Origin of the sequence: Corallococcus sp. Z5C101001 (genome assembly GCF_007352635.1) — a bacterium.
GTDB lineage: Bacteria > Myxococcota > Myxococcia > Myxococcales > Myxococcaceae > Corallococcus > Corallococcus silvisoli.
Genome location: NZ_VKLU01000001.1, coordinates 691,216 through 715,538 on the forward strand (window position 1 = coordinate 691,216; position 24,323 = coordinate 715,538).

The 24,323-nt window shown below is 71.6% G+C and carries 22 protein-coding genes; 9 read left to right on the plus strand and 13 right to left on the minus strand.

Annotated features, from left to right (window positions below):
• Window positions 1-4: 4 nt before the first annotated feature.
• Window positions 5-934 (minus strand): L-threonylcarbamoyladenylate synthase, encoded by a 930-nt coding sequence (locus FOF48_RS02895; protein WP_255441833.1) that lies wholly within the window; start codon window positions 932-934, stop codon window positions 5-7.
• Between the two features lie 68 nt (window positions 935-1,002).
• Here FOF48_RS02895 and FOF48_RS02900 point away from each other — a divergent pair, with 68 nt between their 5' ends.
• From FOF48_RS02900 to FOF48_RS02920, 5 genes are all read left to right on the plus strand, one after another.
• On the plus strand, window positions 1,003-2,421 hold the full coding sequence (locus FOF48_RS02900; RefSeq protein WP_143898479.1) for a TIGR01777 family oxidoreductase: 1,419 nt from the start codon (window positions 1,003-1,005) through the stop codon (window positions 2,419-2,421).
• Window positions 2,422-2,529: 108 nt separating this feature from the next.
• Complete coding sequence (locus FOF48_RS02905) at window positions 2,530-3,456, plus strand: ABC transporter ATP-binding protein (RefSeq protein WP_143898481.1); 927 nt, start codon at window positions 2,530-2,532, stop codon at window positions 3,454-3,456.
• Window positions 3,453-4,175 (plus strand): ABC transporter permease, encoded by a 723-nt coding sequence (locus tag FOF48_RS02910; RefSeq protein WP_143898483.1) that lies wholly within the window; start codon window positions 3,453-3,455, stop codon window positions 4,173-4,175. The genes FOF48_RS02905 and FOF48_RS02910 overlap by 4 nt, the downstream gene beginning before the upstream one ends.
• Entirely contained in the window at window positions 4,172-6,043 is a 1,872-nt protein-coding gene (locus FOF48_RS02915; protein ID WP_143898485.1) for a Gldg family protein, read from the plus strand. The genes FOF48_RS02910 and FOF48_RS02915 overlap by 4 nt, the downstream gene beginning before the upstream one ends.
• A complete protein-coding gene (locus FOF48_RS02920) occupies window positions 6,040-7,278 on the plus strand; it encodes a hypothetical protein (protein WP_143898487.1) in 1,239 nt (412 codons plus the stop codon). Before FOF48_RS02915 ends, FOF48_RS02920 begins: the two co-directional genes overlap by 4 nt.
• A gap of 9 nt (window positions 7,279-7,287) precedes the next feature.
• On the opposite strand, the gene FOF48_RS02925 is transcribed toward FOF48_RS02920, so the two are convergent.
• The 4 genes from FOF48_RS02925 to FOF48_RS02940 are packed head-to-tail and all read right to left on the minus strand — an operon-like array spanning window position 7,288 to window position 10,836.
• The gene (locus FOF48_RS02925) at window positions 7,288-8,049 is read right to left on the minus strand and encodes a GvpL/GvpF family gas vesicle protein (protein ID WP_143898489.1); all 762 of its coding nucleotides are present in this window, start codon (window positions 8,047-8,049) and stop codon (window positions 7,288-7,290) included.
• A 39-nt stretch (window positions 8,050-8,088) separates the two neighbouring features.
• Complete coding sequence (locus tag FOF48_RS02930; RefSeq protein ID WP_143898491.1) at window positions 8,089-8,499, minus strand: response regulator; 411 nt, start codon at window positions 8,497-8,499, stop codon at window positions 8,089-8,091.
• Window positions 8,496-10,613, minus strand: coding sequence for a PAS domain-containing sensor histidine kinase (locus FOF48_RS02935; protein WP_143898493.1), 2,118 nt, complete (start codon window positions 10,611-10,613; stop codon window positions 8,496-8,498). Before FOF48_RS02935 ends, FOF48_RS02930 begins: the two co-directional genes overlap by 4 nt.
• Window positions 10,614-10,617: 4 nt before the next feature.
• The gene (locus tag FOF48_RS02940) at window positions 10,618-10,836 is read right to left on the minus strand and encodes a hypothetical protein (RefSeq protein ID WP_143898495.1); all 219 of its coding nucleotides are present in this window, start codon (window positions 10,834-10,836) and stop codon (window positions 10,618-10,620) included.
• A 226-nt stretch (window positions 10,837-11,062) separates the two neighbouring features.
• On the opposite strand from FOF48_RS02940, the gene FOF48_RS02945 reads away from it, so the two are divergent.
• The 3 genes from FOF48_RS02945 (at window position 11,063) to FOF48_RS02955 (ending at window position 13,893) form a co-directional block, all read left to right on the plus strand.
• Window positions 11,063-12,577, plus strand: coding sequence for an FAD-dependent oxidoreductase (locus FOF48_RS02945; protein ID WP_143898497.1), 1,515 nt, complete (start codon window positions 11,063-11,065; stop codon window positions 12,575-12,577).
• An 80-nt stretch (window positions 12,578-12,657) separates the two neighbouring features.
• Entirely contained in the window at window positions 12,658-13,149 is a 492-nt protein-coding gene (locus FOF48_RS02950; protein ID WP_143898499.1) for a hemerythrin domain-containing protein, read from the plus strand.
• Window positions 13,150-13,206: 57 nt separating this feature from the next.
• The gene (locus FOF48_RS02955) at window positions 13,207-13,893 is read left to right on the plus strand and encodes a DNA-3-methyladenine glycosylase (RefSeq protein ID WP_143898501.1); all 687 of its coding nucleotides are present in this window, start codon (window positions 13,207-13,209) and stop codon (window positions 13,891-13,893) included.
• 61 nt (window positions 13,894-13,954) lie between these two features.
• Here FOF48_RS02955 and FOF48_RS02960 read toward each other — a convergent pair whose 3' ends face one another.
• Complete coding sequence (locus FOF48_RS02960; protein WP_143898503.1) at window positions 13,955-14,314, minus strand: GFA family protein; 360 nt, start codon at window positions 14,312-14,314, stop codon at window positions 13,955-13,957.
• A gap of 192 nt (window positions 14,315-14,506) precedes the next feature.
• A complete protein-coding gene (locus FOF48_RS02965; RefSeq protein ID WP_143898505.1) occupies window positions 14,507-15,754 on the minus strand; it encodes an MFS transporter in 1,248 nt (415 codons plus the stop codon).
• A gap of 62 nt (window positions 15,755-15,816) precedes the next feature.
• Here FOF48_RS02965 and FOF48_RS02970 point away from each other — a divergent pair, with 62 nt between their 5' ends.
• Entirely contained in the window at window positions 15,817-16,500 is a 684-nt protein-coding gene (locus tag FOF48_RS02970; RefSeq protein WP_143898507.1) for an SIMPL domain-containing protein, read from the plus strand.
• 25 nt (window positions 16,501-16,525) lie between these two features.
• On the opposite strand, the gene FOF48_RS02975 is transcribed toward FOF48_RS02970, so the two are convergent.
• The 6 genes from FOF48_RS02975 to FOF48_RS03000 all read right to left on the minus strand — a co-directional run bounded on the left by FOF48_RS02975 (window position 16,526) and on the right by FOF48_RS03000 (window position 24,266).
• Window positions 16,526-17,800: a pyridoxal phosphate-dependent aminotransferase gene (locus FOF48_RS02975; protein WP_143898509.1), complete on the minus strand. Its 1,275-nt coding sequence runs from the start codon at window positions 17,798-17,800 to the stop codon at window positions 16,526-16,528.
• 39 nt (window positions 17,801-17,839) lie between these two features.
• On the minus strand, window positions 17,840-18,322 hold the full coding sequence (gene dps, locus FOF48_RS02980; RefSeq protein ID WP_143898511.1) for a DNA starvation/stationary phase protection protein Dps: 483 nt from the start codon (window positions 18,320-18,322) through the stop codon (window positions 17,840-17,842).
• Between the two features lie 113 nt (window positions 18,323-18,435).
• Entirely contained in the window at window positions 18,436-18,963 is a 528-nt protein-coding gene (locus tag FOF48_RS02985; protein WP_143898513.1) for a carboxymuconolactone decarboxylase family protein, read from the minus strand.
• 6 nt (window positions 18,964-18,969) lie between these two features.
• Window positions 18,970-19,524: a peroxiredoxin gene (locus FOF48_RS02990; protein ID WP_014394422.1), complete on the minus strand. Its 555-nt coding sequence runs from the start codon at window positions 19,522-19,524 to the stop codon at window positions 18,970-18,972.
• 460 nt (window positions 19,525-19,984) lie between these two features.
• Entirely contained in the window at window positions 19,985-23,125 is a 3,141-nt protein-coding gene (locus FOF48_RS02995; RefSeq protein ID WP_143898515.1) for an efflux RND transporter permease subunit, read from the minus strand.
• A 22-nt stretch (window positions 23,126-23,147) separates the two neighbouring features.
• On the minus strand, window positions 23,148-24,266 hold the full coding sequence (locus FOF48_RS03000) for an efflux RND transporter periplasmic adaptor subunit (protein WP_370456541.1): 1,119 nt from the start codon (window positions 24,264-24,266) through the stop codon (window positions 23,148-23,150).
• Window positions 24,267-24,323 lie beyond the last annotated feature (57 nt).

Here is a 24,323-nt window from a genome sequence, read left to right on the forward strand (position 1 = left end):
CCGCTCACCCTTCGCGGGGGGCCGCCGCGCGGGACAGCCGGTCGCGCACGGCGATGCCCAGGCCGCTGGCGGCGGGCAGGCAGGCCACGAGCACGTCGTGGCCCTGTTCATCCGCCTCCCGCAGCCGCGCATAGAGGACGCGCGCGGCCTCCGCCGGCTCCCCTGGAACGTCGAACCGCCGCACGTCTCCAGGCAATGACAGCGACGCGGGGCCCAGCACGCCCACGCGCAGTCCCTGGGCCCGCAGGGCCTCCACCCGCTGCACCGCTTCGCCCGGCTCCGCCAGCACCACGCCCGCTCGCGGCGCGTAGTGCGAGGCGAGCGAACCCGACACGCGCACCGTGGCGGACGCGCGCACCGGCACCGCGCGCCCCAGCACGCGCTCCACGTCCTCAATCGCCAGCCCGCCGGGCCGGAGGATGGCCGGGGCTCCCGACGACAGGTCCACGATGGTCGACTCCACGCCCACCGTGGACGCGCCTCCGTCCAGCACCAGGTCCACGTCCGTGCCCAGGTCCCGCTGGACGTGCTCCGCCGTCGTCGGGCTCACCCGGCCGAAGCGGTTGGCGCTGGGCGCGGCCACGCCTCCGCCCAGCTGGCGCAGCACCTCCAGCGCCACCGGATGCCCCGGCACGCGCAGCGCCACCGTGTCCTGGCCTCCCGTCACGGCGTCCGTCGCCCTCGCCGTGCGCGGCAGCACCAGGGTCAGCGGCCCCGGCCAGAACGCCCGCGCCAGGGCCTTCGCTTCGTCCGGCACTTCGCGGGCCCACGCGGACAGGTGCTCCGCGCCCGGGATGTGGACGATGAGCGGGTGGGTCGCGGGCCGGCCCTTGATGGCGAAGACGCGACGCACCGCCAGCTCGTCCTCGGCGTTGGCCGCGAGTCCGTAGACCGTTTCTGTTGGCAGGGCGATGACGCCACCGCGTCGCAGCAATTCGACTGCACGGTCGAGGAGGTCGGGATTAAGCATGCGCGGGTCGCACTGTCTCCCCAGGAGAAACCATGGGCAAGTCGCACGTTTTCGATGCGCGCAGCCAGATGCCTGTCCCCCCCGCCGACCTCTTCTCCTGGCACGCCCGCGAGGGAGCCTTCGAACGCCTGTCGCCCCCCTGGGAGACCGCCGAGGTCGTGGAGCGCACGGGCGACGGCATCCGCCCCGGCGCCCGCGTCGTCGTGCGAATCCACCTGGGGCCCATCCCCCAGCGCCTGGTCGCCGAGCACACCGGCTACGTGGAGGGCGTGAGCTTCCAGGACACCCAGCGTGAGGGCCCGTTCGTGAAGTGGGTGCACGACCATCGCATGCTCCGCGCGGGCTCCCCGGACGCCTCCGTCCTGGAGGACGCCATCCAGTACGAGCTGCCCGTGGGGACGCTCGGGGACACCTTCGGCGGGGGCTACGCGCGCAAGCGCCTGGAGCGGATGTTCGCGTACCGCCACACCCTCACCCGCGCGGACCTGCGCCGTCACGCCGCCTTCGCGGACCAGGGCCCGCTCACCGTGGCCATGGGCGGCGCCTCCGGCCTGCTGGGGTCGGCGCTGTCGGCGTTCCTCACCACCGGCGGACACCGCGTGAAGCGGCTGGTGCGCGGCCGCGCGAACGCGGCGCGGGGCGACATCCCGTGGGCGCCCGACAAGGGCACCGTCGACGCGGCCGGGCTGGAGGGCGTGGACGCGGTGGTGCACCTGTCCGGCTCCAACGTGGGCGAGGGCCGCTGGACGCCCGAGCGCAAGGAGGAGATCCGCAAGAGCCGCACGGACAGCACCCGCCTGCTGTGCGAGACCCTGGCCCGCGCGAGCCGCAAGCCCCGCGTGCTCATCTGCGCCTCCGCCGTCGGCTTCTACGGCAACCGGGGCGACGCGGAGGTCACCGAGGCGTCCTCCTCCGGTGACGGCTTCCTCGCGGACGTCACGCGCCAGTGGGAGGCCTCCACCGCGGCGGCCGAGGCCGCGGGCATCCGCGTGGTGCACCTGCGCATCGGCGTGGTGCTGGACGCGCGGGGCGGGGCGCTCGCGAAGCTGGCGCTCGCGACCCAGGCGGGCGGCGGCGGCCCGGTCGCCTCCGGCAAGCAGTGGCTGAGCTGGGTGGCGCTGGAGGACGTGCTGGGCCTCATCCAGCTGTCCCTCTTCACGCCGTCCATCCGGGGCCCCCTCAACGCGGTGTCCCCGAACGCGGTGCGACAGGGCGAGCTGGCGAAGGTGCTCGGCCGGGTGCTCCACCGTCCCGCCGTCTTCCCGCTGCCCGCCGCCGTGGTGAAGACCGTGTTTGGCGAGATGGGGGAGGAGACCCTGCTCTCCAGCACCCACGCCCTGCCCACCGTCGCGCAGGCCCACCGCTTCCCGTTCCTCTTCCCCGACCTGGAGGGCGCGCTGCGCTTCACGCTGGGCCGCACCACCGACGGCGCGGAATACCGCCACGGGTGAGCCCGTTGGGGCGGCGCCTGTCGTTCGCGGTGGCGCGGCCCGTGCTTGACACTCCTCGGGAGGGGCGACAGAAGAGCGCCGCTTCCCCCCTCGCGTCGAGGAGTCCTGATGATCCAGGTCGAAGGGCTGACGAAGTTCTACGGCGAGCACGCGGCCATCCGGGACCTGGCCTTCACCATTGGCCAGGGCGAGGTCATCGGCTTCCTGGGCCTCAATGGCGCCGGCAAGTCGACGACGCTCAAGATTCTCGGGTGCGTGCTGCTGCCCACCTCGGGCCGCGTCGTCATTGACGGGCACGACGTGGTGAACCAGTCCCACGAGGTGCGCCAGCGCATCGGCTACCTGCCGGACGTCCCCCCGGTCTACGACGAGATGACGGTGGGCGAGTACCTGGCCTACGTCGCCCGGCTGCGCGACGTGCCGGCGAAGGCCACCGCCACCCACGTGGGCGAGGCCGAGGAGAAGACCGGGCTGCGCGACGTGCACGGCGAGGTCATCTCCACGCTGAGCCACGGCTACCGCCAGCGCGTGGGGCTGGCGCAGGCGCTGGTGCACCGGCCCGCGCTGCTCATCCTCGATGAGCCCACCAGCGGCCTGGACCCGCTGCAGATCGTGGAGATGCGCGACGTCATCCGGGGACTGAAGGGCGCGCACACGGTGCTGGTGTCCAGCCACATCCTCCCGGAGATCTCCCAGACGTGTGACCGGCTGCTCATCATCCACAAGGGCGCGCTGCTGGCGCAGGGCAGCGAGGAGGAGCTGTCGCGCAGCCTGGGCGGGCCGTCCATCGTGCTGGAGGTGCGGGGCGACCGGGCGCGGGCGGTGGAGGCGCTCCAGGGGTTTGGCGCGGTGGAGGTGCGGGAAGGGGAGGGCGGCGTGCTGGGGGTGAAGGTCGCGGCGCCGCCAGACCTGCGGCCCCAGGTGGCGCGGGCGGTGGTGGGCGCGGGCCTGGAGCTCTTGCGGCTGGACGCGAACGAGGGACAGCTGGAGGCGCTCTTCCTGCGCCTGACGCATGGACAGGAGGTGCGGGCGTGAAGGCGCTCCTGATTGCCCGCCGCGAGCTGGCCGGCTACCTGCGCACGCTCAGCGGCTACGTCATCCTGGCCATCCTGCTCGCGGTGAACGGGCTGTTCTTCAACGCGTATGCGTTGGGCGGCGCGAGCAAGCGCTCCGCGGAGGTGCTGTCCGGCTTCTTCTACTACTCCAGCGGCTTCACCATCGTGGCGGCCATCCTGGTCTCCATGCGGCTGCTCGCGGAGGAGCGTCAGACGGGCACGCTGCCGTTGCTCTACGCGTCGCCCGTGCGGGACCGGGACATCGTGCTGGGCAAGTTCCTGGCGGGGCTCGCCTTCCTGGCGCTCTACCTGGTGCTCACGCTCTACATGCCGCTGCTGGTGCTGGTGAACGGCAAGGTGTCCTTCGGGCACGTGGCGGTGGGCTACCTGGGCCTGCTCTTGCTCGGCGGTGCTTCGCTGGCGGTGGGGACGTTCGGCTCGTCGCTCGCGAAGAACCAGCTGCTCGCGGCCATCTTCTCCGCGGTGATGCTGGTGGCGCTCATCCTGTGCTGGCTGCTCGCGCGCATCACCGAGCAGCCCCTGGCGGATGTCTTCAGCGCGATGTCGCTGTGGAACCAGCACTACCCCCCGTTCCAGACAGGGCTCATCCACGTGCGGGACGTCGTCTACTACCTGTGCGTCACCTACGTGGCGCTGTTCGCGGCGACACGGGTGTTGGAAGCGCGGAGGTGGCGATGAGCACGCCGGCTTCGTTCGGGACCGGGCTCGCGGCGACGGGGGCGTTCGTCGCGGGGCTCGTCGCTGTCTTCATCGCGGAGCGGGTGCTGGGGGCGGGCTCCGGCCGCGTGGCCCTGGCCGCGCTGGGCGTGGGGGTCGCCGTGGCCGCGACCGCGTGGCGCGTGGTGCGGATGCTCGCGGCGCCCGTGGCCCGGCGCACGCTGGAGCGGTGGGTGCTCACGCTCTACGGCCTGGGGCTGCTGGCGCTGGCGCTCTACTTCGTGAGGGGGGACGTGGGGACGGCGCTGGTGGGTGAGCCGCTTTCGCGCTCCTCGCCGCGGCTTTCGGGCGTGCTGTCGGTGCTGTTCCCGGCGCTGCTGCTGTGCGCGCTGGTGCCGCTGGCGATGGTGGAGGCGGCGCTGGTGGCGATGGCGCGCGCGCCGGTGCCGGAGACGGGGCGGGTTCGCAGCGCGCTGTTCTCCGGCCTGGGCGTGGCGTTCGCCGTGGTGTTCGCGTTCGCGGCGACGTACGTGGCCACGGAGGCGGATGCCAGTTGGGACCTGTCGTATTTCCGGACCGCGAAGCCGGGCGAGGCGACGCGCAAGCTGGTGCGCGGCCTCAACGAGCCCCTCCAGGTGACGGTCTTCTTTCCTCCCGCCAACGAGGTGGGCGAGGCGGTGCGGCAGTACTTCCGCGACCTGGCGCCGGAGAGTCCGCGGCTGGGGTTGGAGGTGTTGGACCAGGCGGTGGAGCCCGCGCGTGGCAAGGCGCTGGGGGTCAGCAGCAACGGCTCGGTGGTGCTGGCGCGGGGCGACCGCAAGGAGATCCTGACGCTGGGCCTGGATCCGGAGCGTGCGCGAGGACAGCTCCAGCGGCTGGACGCGGAGGTGCAGCGGCGGCTCTTGGCGGTGGCGAAGCCCCGCCGCATCGTCTACCTCACGGGCGGCCATGGAGAGCGCGCCGACACGCGGCCCGTCCCTGGAGAGGCGGTGCGGCCTTCGGTGGCGCAGCTCAAGGAGCTGCTGCGCGCGCAGAACGTGGACGTGCGCACGCTCACGGTGGCGGAGGGGTTGGGGACGGAGGTGCCACGGGACGCGTCCCTGGTGGCGGTGTTGGGGCCCACGCATGAGCTGCTTCCGGAAGAGGTCGCGGCGCTGCGCGAGTACTGGGAGCGAGGGGGGCGGCTGTGGATCGCGCTGGAGCCGGATGGCGCTGGGCTGGAGCCGTTGCTCCGGCCGCTGGGGCTCCGGTCGTTGCGCGTGCCGCTGGCGAACGACCGCGTGTTCTTCCGCGCCACGCGGCAGCAGAGCGACCGGGGCAACCTGGGCACGGCGAACTTCTCGTCGCACCCGTCGGTGACGTCGCTGTCCGCGCTGGGGTCGCAGGGCGCGGTGGCGTTCCTGGGCGCGGTGGCGTTGGAGCCGGTGACGCCGCCCGTGCCCGGGGTGATGCTGGACACGAGCGTGCGCGCGCACCCGGAGACGTTCGCGGACGCCAACGGGGACTTCGAGCCCGGGCCCGGGGAGGTCACGAAGGCGTGGCCGCTGGTGGTGGCGGTGGAGCGGCCGGCGCCGGAGGGAAAGCCCGCGTCGCGCGCGGTGGTGATGGCGGACGCGGACGCGGTGGGTGACGGCATCCTGGGCAACGTGGGCAACGCCTATCTCGCGGTGGACACGCTGCGCTGGCTCTCCGGGGAGGAGGCGCTGTCCGGCGTGACGACGAGCGAAGAGGACGTGCCGATCCAGCACACGCGCTCGCAGGACGTCGCGTGGTTCTACGCGACGGTCTTCGGGGTCCCGGTGGCGGTGCTGGCGGTGGGGTTCTTCGTGACGCGGCGGCGGGGACGGCGCGCGCCCCGGAGCGCGGCGGTAGCGGGAGGTGCGCGATGAAGGCTCGCGACGTGGCGGTGCAGGGAGTGCTGGCGGGGGTGGCGCTCGTGGCCGCGTTCTTCGTGTGGCAGCGCGAGCCGTCCCGTGCGCCAGGGGAGGTGACGGTGGAGGACGCGCAGGCGCGCTCGCTCGACCGCCTCCGGTACGACGAGGAGACGCGCTTCGTGGAGTTGAGCCGTGACCCGAGGGACCCCGAGACCATCTGGGTCCGTCTGGGCAACAAGCCCGCGAAGCCTGTCACCGGCCCTGCGGGCGTGGATGCGGGGGCGCTCGCCACCGCGTCCGGTGCCGCCGAGGGAGCCGCGCTGGATGCGGGAGCCCCCGGCCGCGCGCCGTTCGACGCGGGCTCCCTCGCGCAAGTCAGCGCGGGCGGTCCCGCGGGTGCTTCCGATGCGGGGGCTCATGCTCACGCGAACGCGGGAACGCTCGAGGGTGCCACTGAAACAGGTGACCACGCTCACGCGAACGCGGGACCGCCCGCGAGTGCCGCGGCGGCGGGTGCATTCTCCGCCCCTGTGCCTCCGCCCCGCGAGCTGCGCGGCAATGACGTGGCGCTGAAGCTGTTCTCCCGCCTCGCGCCGCTGCGCGCGCAGCGGGACCTGGGCGTGATGGATGCGACGAAGCTGGGCGAGATCGGCCTCGCGAGCACGGAGCGCGGCCTGACGCTCACGCTGGACGGCACCCCGAAGTCGTTCCGCCTCGCCGCGCCCGTGTCGGGCTGGGGCGCGCCCTACCTCCAGCGCGTGTCCGACGGCCGCGTCTTCCTCCTGGGCCCTTCGCTGCTTCCGGACCTGGAGGCCGCCAGCAGCCGGCTCGTGGATCGCCGCATGCACACCTTCGACGTGGATGGCTTCGACCGCGTGATCATCTCCGCCGGATCCACGTCCCGGGCCTTCCTCGCCAGCGGCAAGCCCCCGGGCGCCGTACAGCTCACACCCGTGTCCGCCCCCGGCACCCCGGATGAGTTCGCCCGCAACTGGCATGACCGCCTGTGGCGCCTCACCCCCGTGGAGCTGCTGGGCCGGGGCGAGTCCCCTCCCGGCCTGCCCTCCGCGCCCGCCTTCCGCGTGGAGTACCAGCGCGGCGACAAGCCCGTGGGCGAGCTCGCCATGGCCAAGGCGCCCGATGGCTCGTGGTACGCGCGCACGGAGTTCACCCCGGGATGGACGCGCATGGGGGGCGGCCTGGAGCCCCTCGCCGAGGAGGCCCTGAAGCTCACCGCGCCCCCGCGCTGAGGCGCTACGTCACGGCGTCTCGGGGCCGGCCTGCTCCACGTCCAGCCGCACGTCCACGAAGCTGTAGGCCGGCCACGGCCCGGTGAAGCGGAACGTGTACGCGTCCAGCCGCGCCACCAGCGACTGCAACCGCGCCTCGAACGCGGCCACCCGGGTCCGGTCCACCAGGAAGGCCGCGTTGAGGATCATCCGCTCGCCCAGCGGCGGCGCCTCGTGCGTGGCCTCCGCCAGCGGACACAGCCCGACCCTCAGCCCGTTCAGGTCCCGCGTGGTGCACTCGCGCAGCGCCACTTCCAGCCGCTGCTCGTGGTCCTCCTCGGGCTCGTCGTCCCTGCGCGCGAGCCCCGGCGTCTCCGCCACCAGCCGCCGCGTCAGCGCGTCGCCGTGGCAGAGCACCTTCAGCCCCAGCTCCACGCGCCCCTCCAGCGCCGACAGCGCCCGGGTCAGCGGGGCGCGCGCCACGCGCAGCAGCTCCCGCACCCGCGCCTCCGAAGGCAGCACCGTGCCGAAGGCCACGGGCACCAGCGTGTGCTCGCGCAGCACGGCCTCCGTCACGCGCTGGTGCATCAGCAGGTGCGTTCGCGTGGGCACCACCCGCAGGCCGCCCGCGTCGGACACCAGCGCCGCGAGCCCGCCTTCGCGGACCACGCGCACCGGCGACGTGCCCAGCCCCGCCACGGATGGCTCCCAGCCGCCGTCCCCGCGCACGATTCCGTAGAGGTAGTGCGCTCGCCCCTCCCGCGACGACTCCGCATGGGTCTTCGCCGTCATGACGTGCCTGCCTCCCTGCTGCTTCGGAGATGCTTCGGCTCAGCGCGCCGGCGGTACCCCCCGCCGGGCGATCATCTTCTTCACCTGGTCCACCAGCGCGTCCGGCAGGCACGGCTTGGTGACGTACGCATCACACCCGGCCTCGTTCGCGTCCTCCGAGTGCCCCTTCAGGGCATGGCCGGTGAGCGCCACCACCGGGATGGCCTTCGTGCGCGCGTCGCGCTTCAGCCGGCGCGTCGCCTCCCAGCCGTCCATCACCGGCAGCGACAGGTCCATCAGGATGACGTCCGGCACCAGCTCGAACGCCTTGTCCAGCGCCTCCTGGCCGTTCTTCGCCTCCGCGACGCGGAAGCCGGAGAACTCCAGGTACTCCGCGTACATCTCCCGGGCATCCTGGTAGTCGTCCACCACCAGCACGAGCGGCTTTTGTTTTTCCGGGGTGTTCGTCATGTCCGTCTCGCACGTCTTGGAAAGTGCAGGGTGAAGGTCGAACCCTGGCCCGGGGCGCTCTGGAGGGAGACGCGTCCCCCCAGCATCGTGGCCAGACGACGGCAGATGGACAGGCCCAGGCCCGTGCCCCCATAGGCTCGCGTGGGGGAGCTGTCCACCTGCTGGAAGTCCTCGAAGATCTTCTCCTGGTTCGACACGTCGATGCCGATGCCCGTGTCCTTCACGGAGATGGCCACCGTGCTGGTGGCGCTCTGATACTCCGCCGCCACGCGCACGCCGCCCTCATGCGTGAACTTCAGCGCGTTGGACAACAGGTTGAGGACGATCTGCTTCACCTTCTGTCGGTCGCTCCACACGCCCGGCAACCCTTCATCCAGGTGCGTCTCCACCGTCAGCTTGCTGCGCGCGATGATGGGGTCCATCTCCGCCATCACCTCCTGCAGGAGCTCCGGGATGCCGAAGTCCGTCAGGTGCAGGGGCATCCGCCCCGCCTCGATGCGGGTGATGTCCAAGATCTCGTTGATGACCTCCAGCAGGTGCCGCCCGTTGGAGTCGATGCGCGTGAGGTTGCGGCGCTGCGGCGGCGTCATCTCCCCGGACACGTTCTGGAGCAGCATGTTCGTGTAGCCGAGGATGGCGTTGAGCGGCGTGCGGAACTCATGCGACATGTTGGCCAGGAACTGCGACTTGGCCGCGCTCGCCTGCTCCAACTGGATGGCCTGCCGGCGCAGCAGCTCGTTCTGCTCCGCCAGCTCCGCCGTGGCGGACTGCACGCGCGCCTCCAGCTCGCTGGAGACCTCCTTCACGCGCTCCAGCAGCCGCGCCCGCTCCAGCACCTCCGTGCGGTCGTGGAACACGGTGACGATGCCCGTCAGCTCGCCCCCGTCCCCCAGCACCTTGTTGGCCATGGCCTCCATGGGCACGGGGGCGCCGGTGGCCGGCTCGTCCAGCGTCAGCTGGCTCTTCCAGCGCGACACGCCCGCGTTGACGGGGCCCAGCAGGTTGGCCAGGAACGACGCGAAGAGCGCGGCGTTGGCGCGCACCCGGCGCTCGGTGGCCTCGCTCGAAGGGCCCTCCTCGTGGGGCCACGCGAAGAGCCGCTCGGCCGGGTCGTTCATCATCACCATTCCGCCCGCCGGGTCGGTCAGGATGATGGGGTCCGCCACGGAGTCCAGCACCCGGTCCAGCCGGTGGCGCTCGCTGCGCGCCTCGCGCTCGGTGGCGCGCAGCCGCCGGTAGCTCTCCCCCAGGGCCTGCGTGGCGCGGCCCAGGTCCGTCACGTTGCGCAGCACGCTCACCACCACCGAGGGCCCGTCCGGCGCCAGCACCGGCGTGGTGACCAGCTCGAAGAGCAGGTCCATCCCCTCCAGCGGATCCACCAGCGGCACCTCGCGCCGGTGCACCGTGGTGCCTCCGCCCTGCGCGAGCGTCTCCCGGAACAGCCGTTGGTTGACCTCCACCGCCCGCGCGCGGCCGGGGCTCGCGTCCGGCCCCGCGACCAGCAGGGCCTCCGCGCGGCCGTTGGCGAAGAGCAGCGTGCCCTCCGCGTCCGTCAGGAGCACCGGATCCGACACCGCGTTGATGACCCGGCGCAGCAGCCGGTCCGGCTCCGGCCGGCGCGGCGCCCGGGCGTCCGCCGCCACCCACCGGGCCATCAGCGGCCCCGCGCAGGACGCCACCCACGCCACGTCCTGCGGCACGAGCGGACCCGGCAGCCCCACCACCAGCAGCGCCACGGCGGGCGACCCCGCCCGGCCCAGCGGCACCGCCAGGAAGCCACCCGGAATCACCACGCCCTCCAGCGCGTCCGCCCCCAGCCACCGCGCCCCGGGCCGGGTGCGGAAGGACGACAGGGGCGAGGCGGGCGCGTCCCAGGCCCTGGCGAGCGCGGCCTGCTGCGAGCCCGTCAGTCCCTCACTGGCCAGGCACGCGGAGCCATTGCCCCCATCCCCGGGGCCCAGGCAGGCGACCGCCGCGCTGGACCGCCGCGCGAGCCACTCCACCATCGCCCGTGCGCAGGCGACGGCGGACTCGCAGGCGAGCAGGTGCTCGGCGAGCACGAGGCGCGCCCCGGGTTCGGCTTCGGCGGGGGGCAGCGGGGCTGGAGACGCCACGACCTTACGCTCCGGGAGAGGGTGGACGCGGGGGTGGGCCGCGCTCCAGCGAGTCTGCGGTGCGGACCTCCGAAAATGCCACCACGATGCGCGCCTCCTCCTCCATGGGAGCGGCGCCGCCCAGGGCCGCCAGGGCCCGCGCGTCGAAGCGCAGCCCCCGGTCCAGCAGGCGGTCCAGGACGTCCACCAGGCTGGCGCCTCCAGCCACGCGTTCCACGGGCATTCGAATCGCGCTCCTTGAGCCCGCCCGGCGCGGACCCTCAGGTCACCCCGCGGTTCTAACGCGCTGGGGTCCGTGCACCCCAGCGCCTCCGCCGCCCAGCCCCTGACTTGCCAACACCCGGGGCCGGCCTCTGTTGGGTCGCGCACACCCCATGCTGGGCAGCCGGGCGGGCGGGTCGCGGCGGCCGTGGCTTATGCCCTGGAGGGCGGGTTCCTAGCCTTCCTCCATGAATGACGAGCGGCTCCACAAATCCCTTTGGACGGTGACGGCGCCGCCCCGGAACTTTCCCGTCCTGCCAGGGGACCTGGACGTGGACGTGGCCATCATCGGCGGGGGCGTCGCGGGGCTGACGACCGCCTGGCTGCTCAAGCGTGCCGGCAAGAAGGTGGCGGTGCTGGAGATGCACCGCATCCTCTCCGGACAGACGGGGCAGACGACGGCGCACCTCACGGAGCTGCTGGACACGCCGTACACCGCGCTGCTCAAGGACTTCGGCGACAAGGGCGCCCACCTGGCCGCGTCCTCCAGCCGGGCCGCCATCGAGCAGATCGCCTCGACGGTGGAGACGCTCTCCATCGACTGTGGCTTCACCCGCGTGCCTGCCTTCAAGTTCGCGGAGACGGAGGCGGAGCTGCGCGACCTCCTGCACGAGGTGGCCGCCGCGCGGCGGGTGGGGCTGTTGGCCTCCTTCAACCGGAGCGTGCCGCTGCCGTTCCCGGTGAAGGGCGCGCTGCGCGTGGAGGATCAGGCGCTGCTGCACCCGCGAGCGTACCTGCTCGCGCTGGCGGACCGCGTCCCGGGCGACGGCAGCCACCTGTTCGAGCAGAGCAAGGTCGTGGACATCCATGACGGCACGCCCTGCCGCGTCGTCACCGAGCACGGCACCGTGACGGCGCGGGCCGTGGTGGAGGCCACCACCACGCCGCTCAACCGCGTGGCCCTGCACACCCGGCTCTATCCCTACCGCACCTACGCGGTGGCGGCCCCGCTGGACGGCCCGCTGGAGCCGGGCCAGTACTTCGACAGCCGCGACCCGTACCACTACATCCGCACGCAGCGGGTGGACGGCGTGCCGTACGTCATCGTGGGGGGCGAGGACCACAAGGTCGGCGCCCACGAGGACACCGCCGCGCGCTTCGCCACGCTGGAGGCCTACGCCCGCGCGCGGTTCCCGCTGAAGCGCGTCACCCACCGCTGGTCGGGCCAGGTCATCGAGCCCGCGGACGGTCTGCCCTCCATCGGCCGGAACGTGGGCAGCCGCCACGTGTACGTGGCCACGGGCTTCTCCGGCACGGGGATGACGTTCGGCACGCTCGCGGGCATGGTGCTGTCGGACCTCATCCTGGGCCAGGAGAACCCCTACGCCGCGCTGTATGCCCCGGGCCGCTTGAAGCCCCGGGCGGGCGCGAAGGACTTCATCCAGGAGAACGCGGACGTCGCCTTCCGCTTCGTCGCGGACCGGCTGTCCAAGCCCGACGGGCGGCACCTGAAGGACCTGGCGCCAGGGGAGGGGCGGATCCTCGAGGTGGACGGCCGCAAGGTGGCCGTGTACCGCGACGACGAAGGCACCGCGCACGCCGTGTCCCCGGTGTGCACGCACCTGGGCTGCCACGTGCACTGGAACAACGCGGAGCGCTCCTGGGACTGCCCGTGCCATGGCGGCCGCTTCAGCCCCACCGGCCGCGTGCTCAACGGTCCCGCGGTGAGCGACCTGCCGTCGCGCAAGCTGCCCGTGAAGTGAGAAGTGCATGCGGGTGGGCTTCCCTCTGGCCGCTTCCACCCCCATCTCTCAGCACATCCCCGCACTTCACGGAGCCACACATGCACGCGCTGGAGTTGATCCATCAGCAGCATGAAGAGGTGTCCAAGCTCTTCAAGCGGTACGAGAAGCTGGCCGACCACGACGATGCGCGGCGCCAGGCGCTGTTCGAGCAGATCGCCGACCGGCTGGGCGCGCACGCGAAGATTGAGGAGCTGTACCTCTACCCGGCGCTCAAGACGGAGGACACCGAGGACGACCTGCGCGAGGCCGTCGAGGAGCACCTGTCCCTCAAGCGGCTGATTTCGGACCTGCTGGACATGGAGGCGTCGGACGAGGAGTACGACGCGAAGATGAAGGTCCTCCAGGAGCAGGTGGAGCACCACGTCGAGGAGGAGGAGCAGGACCTCTTCAAGGCCGCGCGCAGGCTCCTGAGCCAGGAGCAGTTGGAGGACCTGGGCATCCAGTTGGAGGAGGAGTACGACGCGCTGATGGAGGGCGAGCCGCGCAAGGACGTGCCCGACGAGACGGAGCACGCCGCGCCCCTCGAGTGAGGGGACCGCCAGCAGACAGGGGTTGCGCGGCGCGCGGGGCCGGGCAGCATGCGGCCCATGCCACGCGCTCCGCTTGCCACCCCGGTGCTGCTCCCTGATGCGTACACCCCCGCCGTGCGCCGCGCCCTCGTGCGCGCGGACCCGGCGCTGGCGCCCCTCTTCAAGACGGTGGGCCCGTTCCGCATGGAGCTGAGCCCGCTGCACAGCCCCTTCGAGGCGCTGGCGCACTCCATCGTGTACCAGCAGCTCCACGGCCGCGCGGCGGCGACCATCTTCGGCCGGGTGTGCGAGCGCGTGGGGAAGGGCAAGGCCTTCACGCCGCAGAAGCTGCTCGCGCTGCCGGACGCCACGCTGCGCGAGGCCGGCCTGTCCGCGAACAAGCTGCTGGCCATCCAGGACCTGGCGCGCAAGACGGTGGACGGGACGGTGCCGCCGCTCGCGCGCGTGCGCCGCATGTCCGACGAGGACCTCATCGAGCACCTCACCCAGGTGCGCGGCATCGGCCAGTGGACCGTGGAGATGTTGCTCATCTTCCGCCTGGGCCGGCCGGACATCCTGCCCGTGGACGACTACGGCGTGCGCAAGGGCTTCATGGTCATGAAGGGCCTGAAGGAGATGCCCAAGCCCAAGGCCCTGCTGGAGTATGGCGAGCGCTGGCGCCCGTTCCGCACCGTGGTGAGCTGGTACCTGTGGCGCGCGGCGGACCTGCCCGCGGGCGCCTACACTCCGCTGGCGGAGGGCTAGACGCGGAGGCCGCCCGGCCTCCGAGGGGGCTGGGCGGCCTCTCGTGAAAGGCGGCCCGCGGCTACATGTCCTTGCCGTTGTAGTGGAAGGGCTTGAGCGTGGACAGGTCCACGCCCTCCAGGCAGCGCACGTTGACGGCGAACATGGGCTTGCCGTCCGGGCCCTTGCCGGTGGCGTAGGACTCCACGCCGCACGTGGGGCAGAACAGGTGGTTGATGACCTTCTTGTTGAACTGGTAGCTCTTCACGGTGTCCTGGCCGGAGAGCGACTTGAACTGCTCCGGCGGAACGAAGGTGAGCACCGCGCCCAGCCTGTGACAGATGGAACAGTTGCAGCTCACCACCTGGGCCAGGTCCGTCTGCGCCTCGTAGCGGACCTGTCCACAGTGGCAGCTCCCCGAATACGTCTTCATCTCCGCCATGGTGCTTCCTCCGTCCCACGTGAAGCCCGGGCCGGAGTCACGGCTCCGCCCACCCGGTGCGTGTGCGCGCATCAATGAACGGAGGCGGCGCGGACCGCAAGCGGCCCGGAGCGCCTCACGGCCCCCGCTGCCTTCTTCGCGGTGCGTCAGGGCGGCTTCACGCGGGTGCGCGTGTCGTGAGGCCGGAAGGTTTCACGCCGCGGGCTGTGGCGTGGGCGCGGGCGCGCTCCGGCGAAGGGGACCCAGCAGCGCGAGGAACGCGGCGGACAGCGCGACGCCCAGGAGGAAGACGTTCGCGTAGCCCCAGCCGCCGTACCGGGGATCCGCGAGGATCCCCGCCAGGGGGCCCGCGGGCGCCTTGCCCGCGACCTCCACGCTGGCCAGCAGCGTGTAGTGCGTGGCCCCGATGCGGCGGTCCGTGCGCGACATCATGAAGGCGAACATCACGGTGGTGAGCGCGCCGCCGAAGAACTCCTCGGTGAGCGTGACGCCCAGCACGCCCGCGTCGCTGACCCCGACCTGCGTGAGCACCCACCGCCCCAGCAGCGGCAGCAGGCGCAGCGTCCCGGTGAGGGCCACCGCCCGCAGCAGCGGCAGGCGCGAGGCGAGCAGCCCCCCGCACATGGACCCCAGCAGCGACGCGGCGGTGCCCCACGTGCCCACCCACAGGCCAATGCGCGCGGGCGTGAAGCCCGCGTCCACGAGGAAGGGCTTGTAGAGGACGTCGGACATCGTCTCGCCCAGCTTGTACGTGCCGATGAAGAGCAGCAGCCACCCCGTGCCCGGCACGGTGAGCGCGGACTTGAGGCGGGACAGGAGCGCGGGCCAGTCCAGCTTCGCGCCCTGCGCTCCTGACTCCTCGCGCGGGGGCGGCTCCTTCACGAACAGGACGACGGTGAAGACGGCCAGGCACAGGGCCGACATGACGACGAACAGCCCGGACCAGCCGATGCGCGAGCTGGCCCACACCAGGAGCCCGCCGCCGGTGAGCATGCCCAGCTTGTAGCCCACGACCTGCGCGGTGTTGCCCAGGCCCAGCTCCTCCGGGCGCAGCAGGTCCACCGCGAAGCCATCCACCGCGATGTCCTGGGTGGCGGCGAAGAGGTTCATCGCGAAGAGGAGGCCCAACAGCAGGGGCAGCGAGTCCCGGCCCGCGGCGACGGCGGCCAGGGCGCACGCGAGCGCGAGCCCCGCCTGCATGGGCAATATCCACGAGCGCCGCCGCCCCACGCGCGCGGAGCCGTAGCGGTCCACCAGCGGGGCCCACAGGGCCTTGAGCATCCACGGCAGGGACAGCGCGCCCGCGAACCCCAGCGCCGCCAGGGAGACGCCGCGCGTGCGCAGGTAGACGGGCAGCGCCGTCACCTGGAAGCCGAAGGGCAGCCCCTGCACGAAGTACAGCGCGCACAACAGCCACAGCCGGGACGGGATGCGTCGCATGGTCTGGGCGTGAGCATAGGCGCGTATACTCCGGCGCCTGCAACCAGGACGAAGAGGGGCGCATGCCGGAGCAGACCGAAACCGAGTCGGGAATCATCGTCGTGGAGCTGGCCTCCGAGCACGAGCTGGAGGCGGACCACGTGGACGCGGTGGTGGACGTGAAGGCCACGGCCTTCTTCACCGGCAACGCGGCCTTCGCCAACGCGAAGGAGGTGGCCTCCCTGGTGCGCCGCATGGAGGAGCTGGGCGTGCCCGCCACGGCCTTCACGCTCCAGGCGGTGCAGGCGGAGACGACGGAGGGCCTGCTCACGCGCTCCTCCTCCGCGCTCTACACGCTGCGCATCCGGCTGGTGGACATGTCGCGGGTAGGGGACGTGCTCTCGGCCCTGTCCGGCCTGAAGCAGGCGACGCTGCGCGAGCTCAAGTGGGGCTACGTCCGGGAGTCGGAGGCCCGGCAGGACTGGCTGGAGGCGCTGGCCCGCGAGTCGGTGAAGAAGGCGCGCCGCGTGGCGGCCGGGCTCGGCGTGACGCTGGGCGGGCTGCACCGCTTCTCCGAGCGCACCTGGGACTCGCCGGCCTTCGGCCCCCGGGTCGGCGGCTACGTCAGCGATGATGAGACGCTGCCCCAGTCCATGCCGGGCAGCTATGGCGGCCGCGCCTCCCTGGGCTTCACCGTGTCCCACCGCAAGAAGGTGCACGTGACGGCCACGGCGCAGTTCCGCACCCACCCGGCCCCGGGGTCCTAGTCCGGGGCCAGGGGGCCCGCCGCGCTCACGGCGCCGCGGCGGGCGTGTGCTGGAGCACCAGGGCCTCCAGCCGCTGGAGCGCCTTGTCCAGCGTCTCCCACGAGGGGCCGAAGGACAGGCGCACGTAGCTGCGGAAGCGCGAGGCCCGCGCGCGGCGCTTGCCCGGGTTCACGTCGAAGAACTCACCGGGCACGGTGATGACCTTGTGCTCCAGCGCGGCGCGGAAGAAGGCCATGCCGTCGTTGAGCGGCGCGGGCAGTCCGGACAGGTTGCCCCAGACGTAGAACGTCCCGTCCGGCGCCCGGTCCGTGCGGATGCCCAGCCGCTCCAGCCGCGAGTGGAACCGGTCCCGCTTCTCCCGGAACGTCGAGTGGATGGCGCGCGTCTCCGCCACCACCGTGTCCTCCTGGAGCAGGGGGATGGCCGCGCGCTGCAAGGGCCGGCTGCCGCCGCCATCCAGGAAGCTGCCCGCGCTGGACACCGTGTCGATGACCTGCTTCGGCCCCACCGTCCACGTCATGCGCCAGCCCGGATAGCGCCAGTTCTTGGTGAGCCCGTCGAAGAGCACCACCGGGTCGCGGTTCACGTCCTCCACGTACCGCGCGGCGCTCTCCACCGGCAGCATCCCCGGGCGGGCCGTCCAGACGTAGTGCGAGTAGAACTCGTCGATGAGCAGCGAGCACTCCAGCTCCCGCGCGACGCCCACCCACCGGGCCAGCTCCTCGCCCTGCACCAGCTTGCCGGTGGGGTTGCACGGGTTGGAGAAGAGCAGCGCGGACAGCCCGCGCCCCTGGATTTCACGGCGCAGGTCTTCATGCGTGAAGGCGTAGCCGCGCTCGCCCTCCAGCAGGATGGGGATGGCGGTGAACGCCTTGAAGACGTCCAGCAGCTCTTCATACGCGGTGTAGTCCGGCAGGAAGTGGCCCAGGTTCACCTGGCCCAGGCTGGCCGCGGCGCGGGTGAGGGCCGCGCGGCCACCGCCGGACAGGCACACGTTCTCCGCGCTGTACTGGCTGGGCATCCCCTTGCGGTAGAGCCGGTTGTAGAGCCCGGCGATGGCCTCCCGAACCTCCCAGAGGCCCGCCACCGGCGCGTACTCCTGGTCCGCCATGTCCACCGTCACCTGACCCACGCGCGGCGGGGCGCCGGGCAGGTCTCCCGTCTCCGGCTGACCCTGGCCCAGGTTGCACCAGTCCGGGTCGCCGGGGCGGTAGCCGCGGCGCGTGGCCTCGGCGGTGACGAAGATGACGCCCGTGCGGGGCACGGTGCGAAACGCATGCAGGGGGACGCTGTCGCTCACGGCGTGCACGCTAGCGCGCCCCCTGCTCCGGCGCAGCCTTTAGCCTTCCAGTGAGGCCCGCAGGAACCAGGCGTGCTTCTCGAATTCCGTGATGATGCCGGTGAAGAGGTCCACCGTGTCCGTGTCCTGGTGCCCCTCCACCTGCTTGCGGCTGTCGCGCAGGTGGGCCAGGTACACCTCGATGCGCTCGGCCAGGAGCTTCACGTGCTCCAGGTCGCGCGAGGTCTCCTGCGGATACTCCGGCAGGCGGCTGTGCGTGCCCACGTGGCGGCTGGTGCCGTACGCCCGGCCGCCCAGCGTCACCGCGCGCTCCGCGATGGAGTCGTTGTGGTTCGCGAGGCTCACCGCGAAGGTCTCGAACAGCGGGTGCAGCGCGGCGAACTGCGGGCCCTTGATGTTCCAGTGGGCGACCTTGATCTGCGAGTGCAGGTCCAACCCGTCCGACAGCCGCTCATTGAGGGTGGCGGCGATGGCGGTGCGGGCCTGCTCGGACAGGGGACTGGGGCTCTTGTAGAGGGCCATGACGGACACGTTCCTTTCGGGTGGAGGGTGGGACGTCGGAAAGAAAAGACAGCGCCCCCCGGTGTCATCCACCGGAGGGCGCCAATCACAGCTCAGGGATAACGGCCGGGTGTCTAGGATTCCAGCCCGACCGCCGCCGCGTGGATGACGCCCGCGATGCGGACCGCGTCGTGCACCTGGTCCTCGGAGAGGCCGCCGTCGATGACGACCTTCTCGTGGGACTGGATGCACAGCTCGCAGCCGTTGATGGCGCTGACCGCGAGGCAGACCAGCTCGAAGTCCACCTTGTTGGTCAGCACCTGCGCCAGCCGGTTCATCCGCAGACCGGCCCGCTTGGTCGAGTACGACTCCTTCCCGACCATGTGACGGAACCGGTAGTAGACGTTGTTCATCGCCATCAGCGAGGCCGCCGCGCGGGCGTCCTCGATGACCGGCCCGGCCTTGTCACCCAGGGCCTGCTTCGCCTCGTTCAGCATGGCCTCCTTCAGCCGCTCGTTCCGAGCGGCGAAGGCGCATGCCACGGCCGTCCCCCAGCGCTGCTCGGGGGTGAGGCTCGTGCTCTCCAGGACCGCGGAGAGGTTGAGGCGGGTGTCCTTGTGGGCGTCCGCGAGCTCACTGCGGACGACTTCGAGCGAGGCCATGGTGCCTTACCCCGCCTTCTGCAGCTTCGAGGTGAGCGTCTCCTCACCCTTCTGCCAGTTGCACGGGCACAGCTCGTCCGTCTGGAGCGCGTCCAGCGTGCGGACCGTCTCCTTGACGTTGCGGCCCACGGACAGGTCGTTCACGGACACGTGGCGGATGATGCCCTCGGGGTCCGCGATGAACGTGGCGCGCAGGGCCACGCCCTCCTCCTTGTGCAGGATGCCCAGCGCGCTGGACAGCTCGCGCTTGATGTCCGCCAGCATGGGGAAGGGCAGGTTCTTCAGGTCCGGGTGGTGCGTGCGCCACGCGTGGTGCACGAACTCGCTGTCGGTGGACAGGCCCAGCACCTGCGCGTCGCGGTCCTGGAAGTCCTTGTTGTGCTTGCCGAACTCCGCGATCTCCGTCGGGCAGATGAACGTGAAGTCCTTCGGCCACGCGAACAGGACCGTCCACTTGCCCTTGTACGTGTCGTTGGAGATGTCCTGGAACTCCTTGTTCTTCTCCAGGCTCACGGTGCCCTTCAGCTTGAAGTTCGGAAGCTTGTCGCCAACGGTCAGCATGGTTCGACTCCTTGGGGATGGGGGGCGGGCCACCGTGGTCCACCCCAGATGTTGTAGGTTGCTACTGGTAAAGCAGCCACCGTGCCAATGTTTAATCTGCTGTGATTCCAGGGGTTTACATCAGTCCCTGGCCTCTGCACCGGCGGGGCGGTGTCTCCGGGATGGTGAATAGCGAAATCCCGGTGCCTTTCGCCACTGCAATTTCGGTGGAGCGGAGCGCCTGGTGGCGACTGGACGCTCACAGCCCGCCCTCCCGAGAGTGCGGCCGAAAATACGAGAAAGCGCGCGTGGTTGCATCAGGTACGGGCAGGGGGAGGCGTGAATGGTTGGCCGCGAACGCCCCTTTCGCCCGCCCGCGAACGACAACAGACGAAAAGGGGCCCGCGCCTGCCGGTGGCGCGGGCCCGCTTTCGCCGCGGGTCTGCTGGCCTGGAGCTGGAGCGGCCGTCCGGGCGCGCGGTCAGTGTGACGAAGCCGCCACGGGCGCCACGTCGTCCACGGCCCGCTTCGCCCCGCCGCGCAGCTTCTGCATCAGGACGTAGAGGCCGGGGATGAAGACGAGGTTCACCCCCGTGGACACCAGCATGCCGCCGAAGACGGCCGTCCCCAGGGAGTTGCGCGACGCCGCGCCCGCGCCGGAGGCGGTCATCATCGGCACCACGCCGAGGAGGAAGGCAATCGACGTCATGAGGATGGGGCGCAGGCGGACCTCGGATGCCTCCACCACCGCGTCGGTGGCGCTCCGGCCGTGCTCGCGCAGCTGCTCCGCGAACTCCACGATGAGGATGGCGTTCTTGCTGGCCAGCCCCACCAGCATCACAAGCCCCAGCTGGCAGAACACGTCGTTGGCGTAGCCGCGCAGGGACTGCAGGCCGAGCGCGCCCAGGAGGGCCAGCGGCACCGAGAGGAGGATGACGAGCGGCAGGCTGAAGCTCTCGTACTGCGCCGCCAGCACCAGGAAGACGAAGAGCAGGCCCAGCGCGAAGATGAGGAGCGTCTGGGCTCCGCTCTGCTTCTGCTCCAGGCTGATGCCCGCCCACTCCGCGCTCATGCCCTGGGGCAGGTGTCGCTCGGCCAGGGCCTCCATCGCCTCCATCGCCTGTCCGGAGGACTCGCCGGGCGCGGGCTGGCCGCTGAGCTCCACCGCCCGGAAGAGGTTGTGGTGGCGGATGACCTGCGCGGACACGGTGGTCTCCACCTTCACCAGCGACTCCAGCGGAATCATGTCCCCGCTGTCGCTGCGCACGTAGAAGGCGCCGATGTCCAGGGGGCTGTCGCGGAACTGCTGGTCGGCCTGGACGTAGACGCGGTACGCGCGGTTCGCGTAGTTGAAGTCGTTGACGTACTGGCTGCCCATGTAGAGCTGCATGGTGCTGAAGATCTGCTCGATGGGGACGCCCAGGGCCTTGGCCTTCTGGCGGTCCACCTCCACGTCCAGGAGGGGCGTGTCCGCGTTGAAGCCGGTGAAGACGCCGCGAAGCCGGGCGTCCTCGTTGCCCTTCGCCATCAGCTGCTGCGCGGCCGACGCGAGCTCGTCCAGTGAGCGGGTGCCGGCGGTGTCCTCGATGACGTACTGGAAGCCGCCCACGGCGCCGACGCCGCGGATGGCGGGGGGCTGGAAGGGCACGACGCGCGCGCCGCCCAGCTGGCTCAGGGGGCCTCGCAGCCGCTCGACGAGCGCGGCCACCGACTGCTCACGGCCGGGCCGCTCCTCCCATGACTTCAAGGCGACGAAGATGCTGGCCATGTTGGGGCCCGTGCTCTGCGGGGAGAAGCCGCCGTTGGCGAAGATGGCGCGCACCTCCGGCTGGGCCTGGAGCACCTTCTCCACCTCCGCCATCACCTTCTCCGTCTGGGCGAGCGACGAGCCCTCCGGCCCCTGCACGGAGATGATCAGGTAGCCCTGGTCCTCGTCGGGGATGAAGCCCGTGGGCGTCACCTTGAGGAGCACCCCCGTGACGCCGATGCACAGCAGGAACGCCATCAGGAGGAGGGCCGGGTGCTTCAGCAGCCGGCGCAGCCCCCTCCCGTACAGGTCGCGCGTCCGGTCGAGCACCGCGTCCACCGCGCGGAAGAACCCCCACTTCGTCCCGGCATGGTTCGTGAGCATCCGCGCGGAGAGCGCGGGCGTGAGGGTGAGCGCGCAGAAGGTGGAGAGGGCCACCGACGCGGTGAGGGTGAGGGCGAACTGGCGGTAGATGGCGCCGGTGGTGCCGGGGAAGAAGGCCACCGGGATGAACACGGCCACCAGCACGATGGAGATGGCGATGACCGCGCCCGACACCTCCTTCATGCCCGCGCGCGCGGCCTGGGGGGCCGACAGCGCCCGCTCCTTCATCAACCGCTCGATGTTCTCGATGACGACGATGGCGTCATCCACCACCAGGCCCGTGGCCAGGGTGAGGCCGAAGAGGGTGAGGGTGTTGACGGAGAAGCCCATCCACCGCACGAAGGCGAAGGTGCCCACCAGCGAGACGGGGAGGGTAAGCGCGGTGATGAGCACGCTGCGCCAGCCGTGCAGGAACAGGAAGATGACGACGATGACCAGGGCGATGGCTTCCACCAGCGTCTGGACCACCTCGCGGAGGGTGGCGCGCACCGCGAGCGTGGTGTCCGTGCCCGTCTGGAACTCCATGCCCGGTGGGAACTGGGCGGACAGCCGCACCAGCTCCGCGTAGACGGCGTCGCGCACCTCCAGGGCGTTGGCGGTGGGGAGCTGGAAGGTGGCGATGCCCACGGCCTGCTTCCCGCCGAAGCGCAGCAGCGTGCTGTAGTTCTCCGCGCCCAGCTCCACCCGGCCTACGTCCTTCACGCGGACGCTCCTGCCGTCCTCCTGGCGCAGGAGGACGATGTCGCCGAACTCCTCCGGCTCCATCAGCCGGCCTCGCGCGCGCACCGCGAACTGGTAGGGCTGCTCCTCCGCGGAGGGCGGCTGGCCCACCTGGCCCGCGGCCACCTGGAGGTTCTGCTCCTGGAGGGCGCGCGTGACGTCCTGGGGCGTGAGCTTGCGCCGCGCCAGCTCCGTGGGGTCCAGCCACAGGCGCATGGAGAACCGCCGCTCGCCGAAGATGCGCACCTCGCCCACGCCGCGCACGCGCTTGATGGCGTCCTTGAGGTTCACGTCCGCGTAGTTGCTGAGGAACTTCGCGTCGTAGCGGTCGTCCGCGCTGAACAGCGCCACGGACAGGAGGATCTGGCTGGAGGCCTTGTTGACGATGATGCCCGTCTGGTTCACCTGGGAGGGCAGGCGCGCGGCGGCACGGCTGACCCGGTTCTGCACGTCCACCGCCGCGACCTCGATGTCCCGGGTGGCTTCGAAGGTGAGGGTGATGGTGCTGGTGCCGTCATTGCCGCTGGTGGAGGTGATGTAGCGCATGCCCTCCACCCCGTTGAGCTCCTGCTCCAGGGGGATGGTGACGGCGCTCTCCACGACCTCCGCGCTGGCGCCCACGTAGGTGGCGGTGACGGTCACCTGCGGTGGCGCGAGGTCCGGATACTGGGCGATGGGCAGCGTGGGGATGGCGATGGCGCCCGCCAGCGTCAGCAGGATGGAGCAGACGATGGCGAAGACGGGCCTGCGGATGAAGAAGTCGATGAACATATGGTGTGTTCCGTCCCCTGGCTCAGTGGCCGCTCGCTGGTGGCACGTTCGCCAGGGTCTGGGAGGGCGGAGGGGCGCCGGGGTGCTTCACCTTCACGGACATGCCGTCGCGCAGGGCCTGGATGGACGACACGGCCACCACGTCCCCTGTCTTCAGGCCCCCTTCCACGACGTAGGCCTGATCACCCAGGGCTCCCAGGGTGATGGGGCGGCGCTCCACCACCGCCCCTGCGCCCTGCGCCCGCACCACGAGGGCGAAGGGCTGGCCGCTCTGGCGCACCACCGCCAGCGCTGGAATCCGCAGCGCGTCGCGCGCCGAATAGACGATGCGCGCGCGCACCAGCTCGTTGGGGCGCAGGCCCACCGTGTTGCGGAAGGCGGCCTTCACCTCCACCAGCTGGGTCCGCGGGTCGGCCTGGGGCGCGATGAAGAAGACCCTGCTGGTGAGCAGCACCGCCCCTCGCGCGTCCAGGAGCTCCAGCACCGTGTCTGGCTTCAGGGCGCGCGCGCGTGTCGGGGGGATCCACACGCCCACTTCGAGGACATCCGCTTGCGCCACGTGGGTCAGCGGCGTGGAGGCGCTGACGGAGTCTCCCACGCGCACCAGCACGTCATCCACGGTGCCCGCGAAGGGCGCTCGCACCACGTTGAGCTGGAGTTGCACCTGGCGCTGCGTCACCTGCGCGGCCGACGAGCGAGCCGCGGCCTCCGCGGCCTCCACCTGCGCCCGGACGTTCTCCAGCTCCTGCGCGCTGGCGAGGCCTTCTCCGTGAAGTGCCTCGGTGCGGGCGCGGGTGCGGCGGGCCAGCTCCAGCTGGACCTGGGATGCGCTCAGTTGTGCCTGCGCGCTGTCGAGCGCGGCCGTCTCCTCGCGCGCGTCCACCTCCACCAGCGGCGCGCCTTCCTCCACCTGCTGACCGGGGCGCACGTGGATGCGGCGCACGGCGCCCGCGACCTGTGGCAGCACGGCGACGCTCCGCCGCGACAGCAGGTTGCCCAGATACTCACCCGTCTCACGCACTGCCTGCGGCGCCAGCGAGACCGCTTCGATTTCGCGTGGCGGAGGTGCGGCGGGGGGCGCCTTGTTCTCCGAGCAGCCGGCCACGGCCGCGATCACCGCCATGCTCCACAACATCTTCATCCACGTCTCCAGGGGGCGCATCGGGTTGTCAGCAGGAACAGGTCCAGGTGTGGCTGG

Excerpts from the sequence above, each read along its gene's own strand:
- FOF48_RS02900 (WP_143898479.1), top strand. The coding sequence starts at position 1,003 with ATGGGCAAGTCGCACGTTTTCGATGCGCGCAGCCAGATGCCTGTCCCC.
- FOF48_RS02905 (WP_143898481.1), top strand. The coding sequence starts at position 2,530 with ATGATCCAGGTCGAAGGGCTGACGAAGTTCTACGGCGAGCACGCGGCC.
- FOF48_RS02915 (WP_143898485.1), top strand. The coding sequence starts at position 4,172 with ATGAGCACGCCGGCTTCGTTCGGGACCGGGCTCGCGGCGACGGGGGCG.
- FOF48_RS02920 (WP_143898487.1), top strand. The coding sequence starts at position 6,040 with ATGAAGGCTCGCGACGTGGCGGTGCAGGGAGTGCTGGCGGGGGTGGCG.
- FOF48_RS02925 (WP_143898489.1), bottom strand. The coding sequence starts at position 8,049 with ATGACGGCGAAGACCCATGCGGAGTCGTCGCGGGAGGGGCGAGCGCAC.
- FOF48_RS02930 (WP_143898491.1), bottom strand. The coding sequence starts at position 8,499 with ATGACGAACACCCCGGAAAAACAAAAGCCGCTCGTGCTGGTGGTGGAC.
- FOF48_RS02940 (WP_143898495.1), bottom strand. The coding sequence starts at position 10,836 with ATGCCCGTGGAACGCGTGGCTGGAGGCGCCAGCCTGGTGGACGTCCTG.
- FOF48_RS02945 (WP_143898497.1), top strand. The coding sequence starts at position 11,063 with ATGAATGACGAGCGGCTCCACAAATCCCTTTGGACGGTGACGGCGCCG.
- FOF48_RS02950 (WP_143898499.1), top strand. The coding sequence starts at position 12,658 with ATGCACGCGCTGGAGTTGATCCATCAGCAGCATGAAGAGGTGTCCAAG.
- FOF48_RS02955 (WP_143898501.1), top strand. The coding sequence starts at position 13,207 with ATGCCACGCGCTCCGCTTGCCACCCCGGTGCTGCTCCCTGATGCGTAC.
- FOF48_RS02960 (WP_143898503.1), bottom strand. The coding sequence starts at position 14,314 with ATGGCGGAGATGAAGACGTATTCGGGGAGCTGCCACTGTGGACAGGTC.
- FOF48_RS02965 (WP_143898505.1), bottom strand. The coding sequence starts at position 15,754 with ATGCGACGCATCCCGTCCCGGCTGTGGCTGTTGTGCGCGCTGTACTTC.
- FOF48_RS02970 (WP_143898507.1), top strand. The coding sequence starts at position 15,817 with ATGCCGGAGCAGACCGAAACCGAGTCGGGAATCATCGTCGTGGAGCTG.
- dps (WP_143898511.1), bottom strand. The coding sequence starts at position 18,322 with ATGGCCCTCTACAAGAGCCCCAGTCCCCTGTCCGAGCAGGCCCGCACC.
- FOF48_RS02985 (WP_143898513.1), bottom strand. The coding sequence starts at position 18,963 with ATGGCCTCGCTCGAAGTCGTCCGCAGTGAGCTCGCGGACGCCCACAAG.
- FOF48_RS02990 (WP_014394422.1), bottom strand. The coding sequence starts at position 19,524 with ATGCTGACCGTTGGCGACAAGCTTCCGAACTTCAAGCTGAAGGGCACC.
- FOF48_RS02995 (WP_143898515.1), bottom strand. The coding sequence starts at position 23,125 with ATGTTCATCGACTTCTTCATCCGCAGGCCCGTCTTCGCCATCGTCTGC.
- FOF48_RS03000 (WP_370456541.1), bottom strand. The coding sequence starts at position 24,266 with ATGAAGATGTTGTGGAGCATGGCGGTGATCGCGGCCGTGGCCGGCTGC.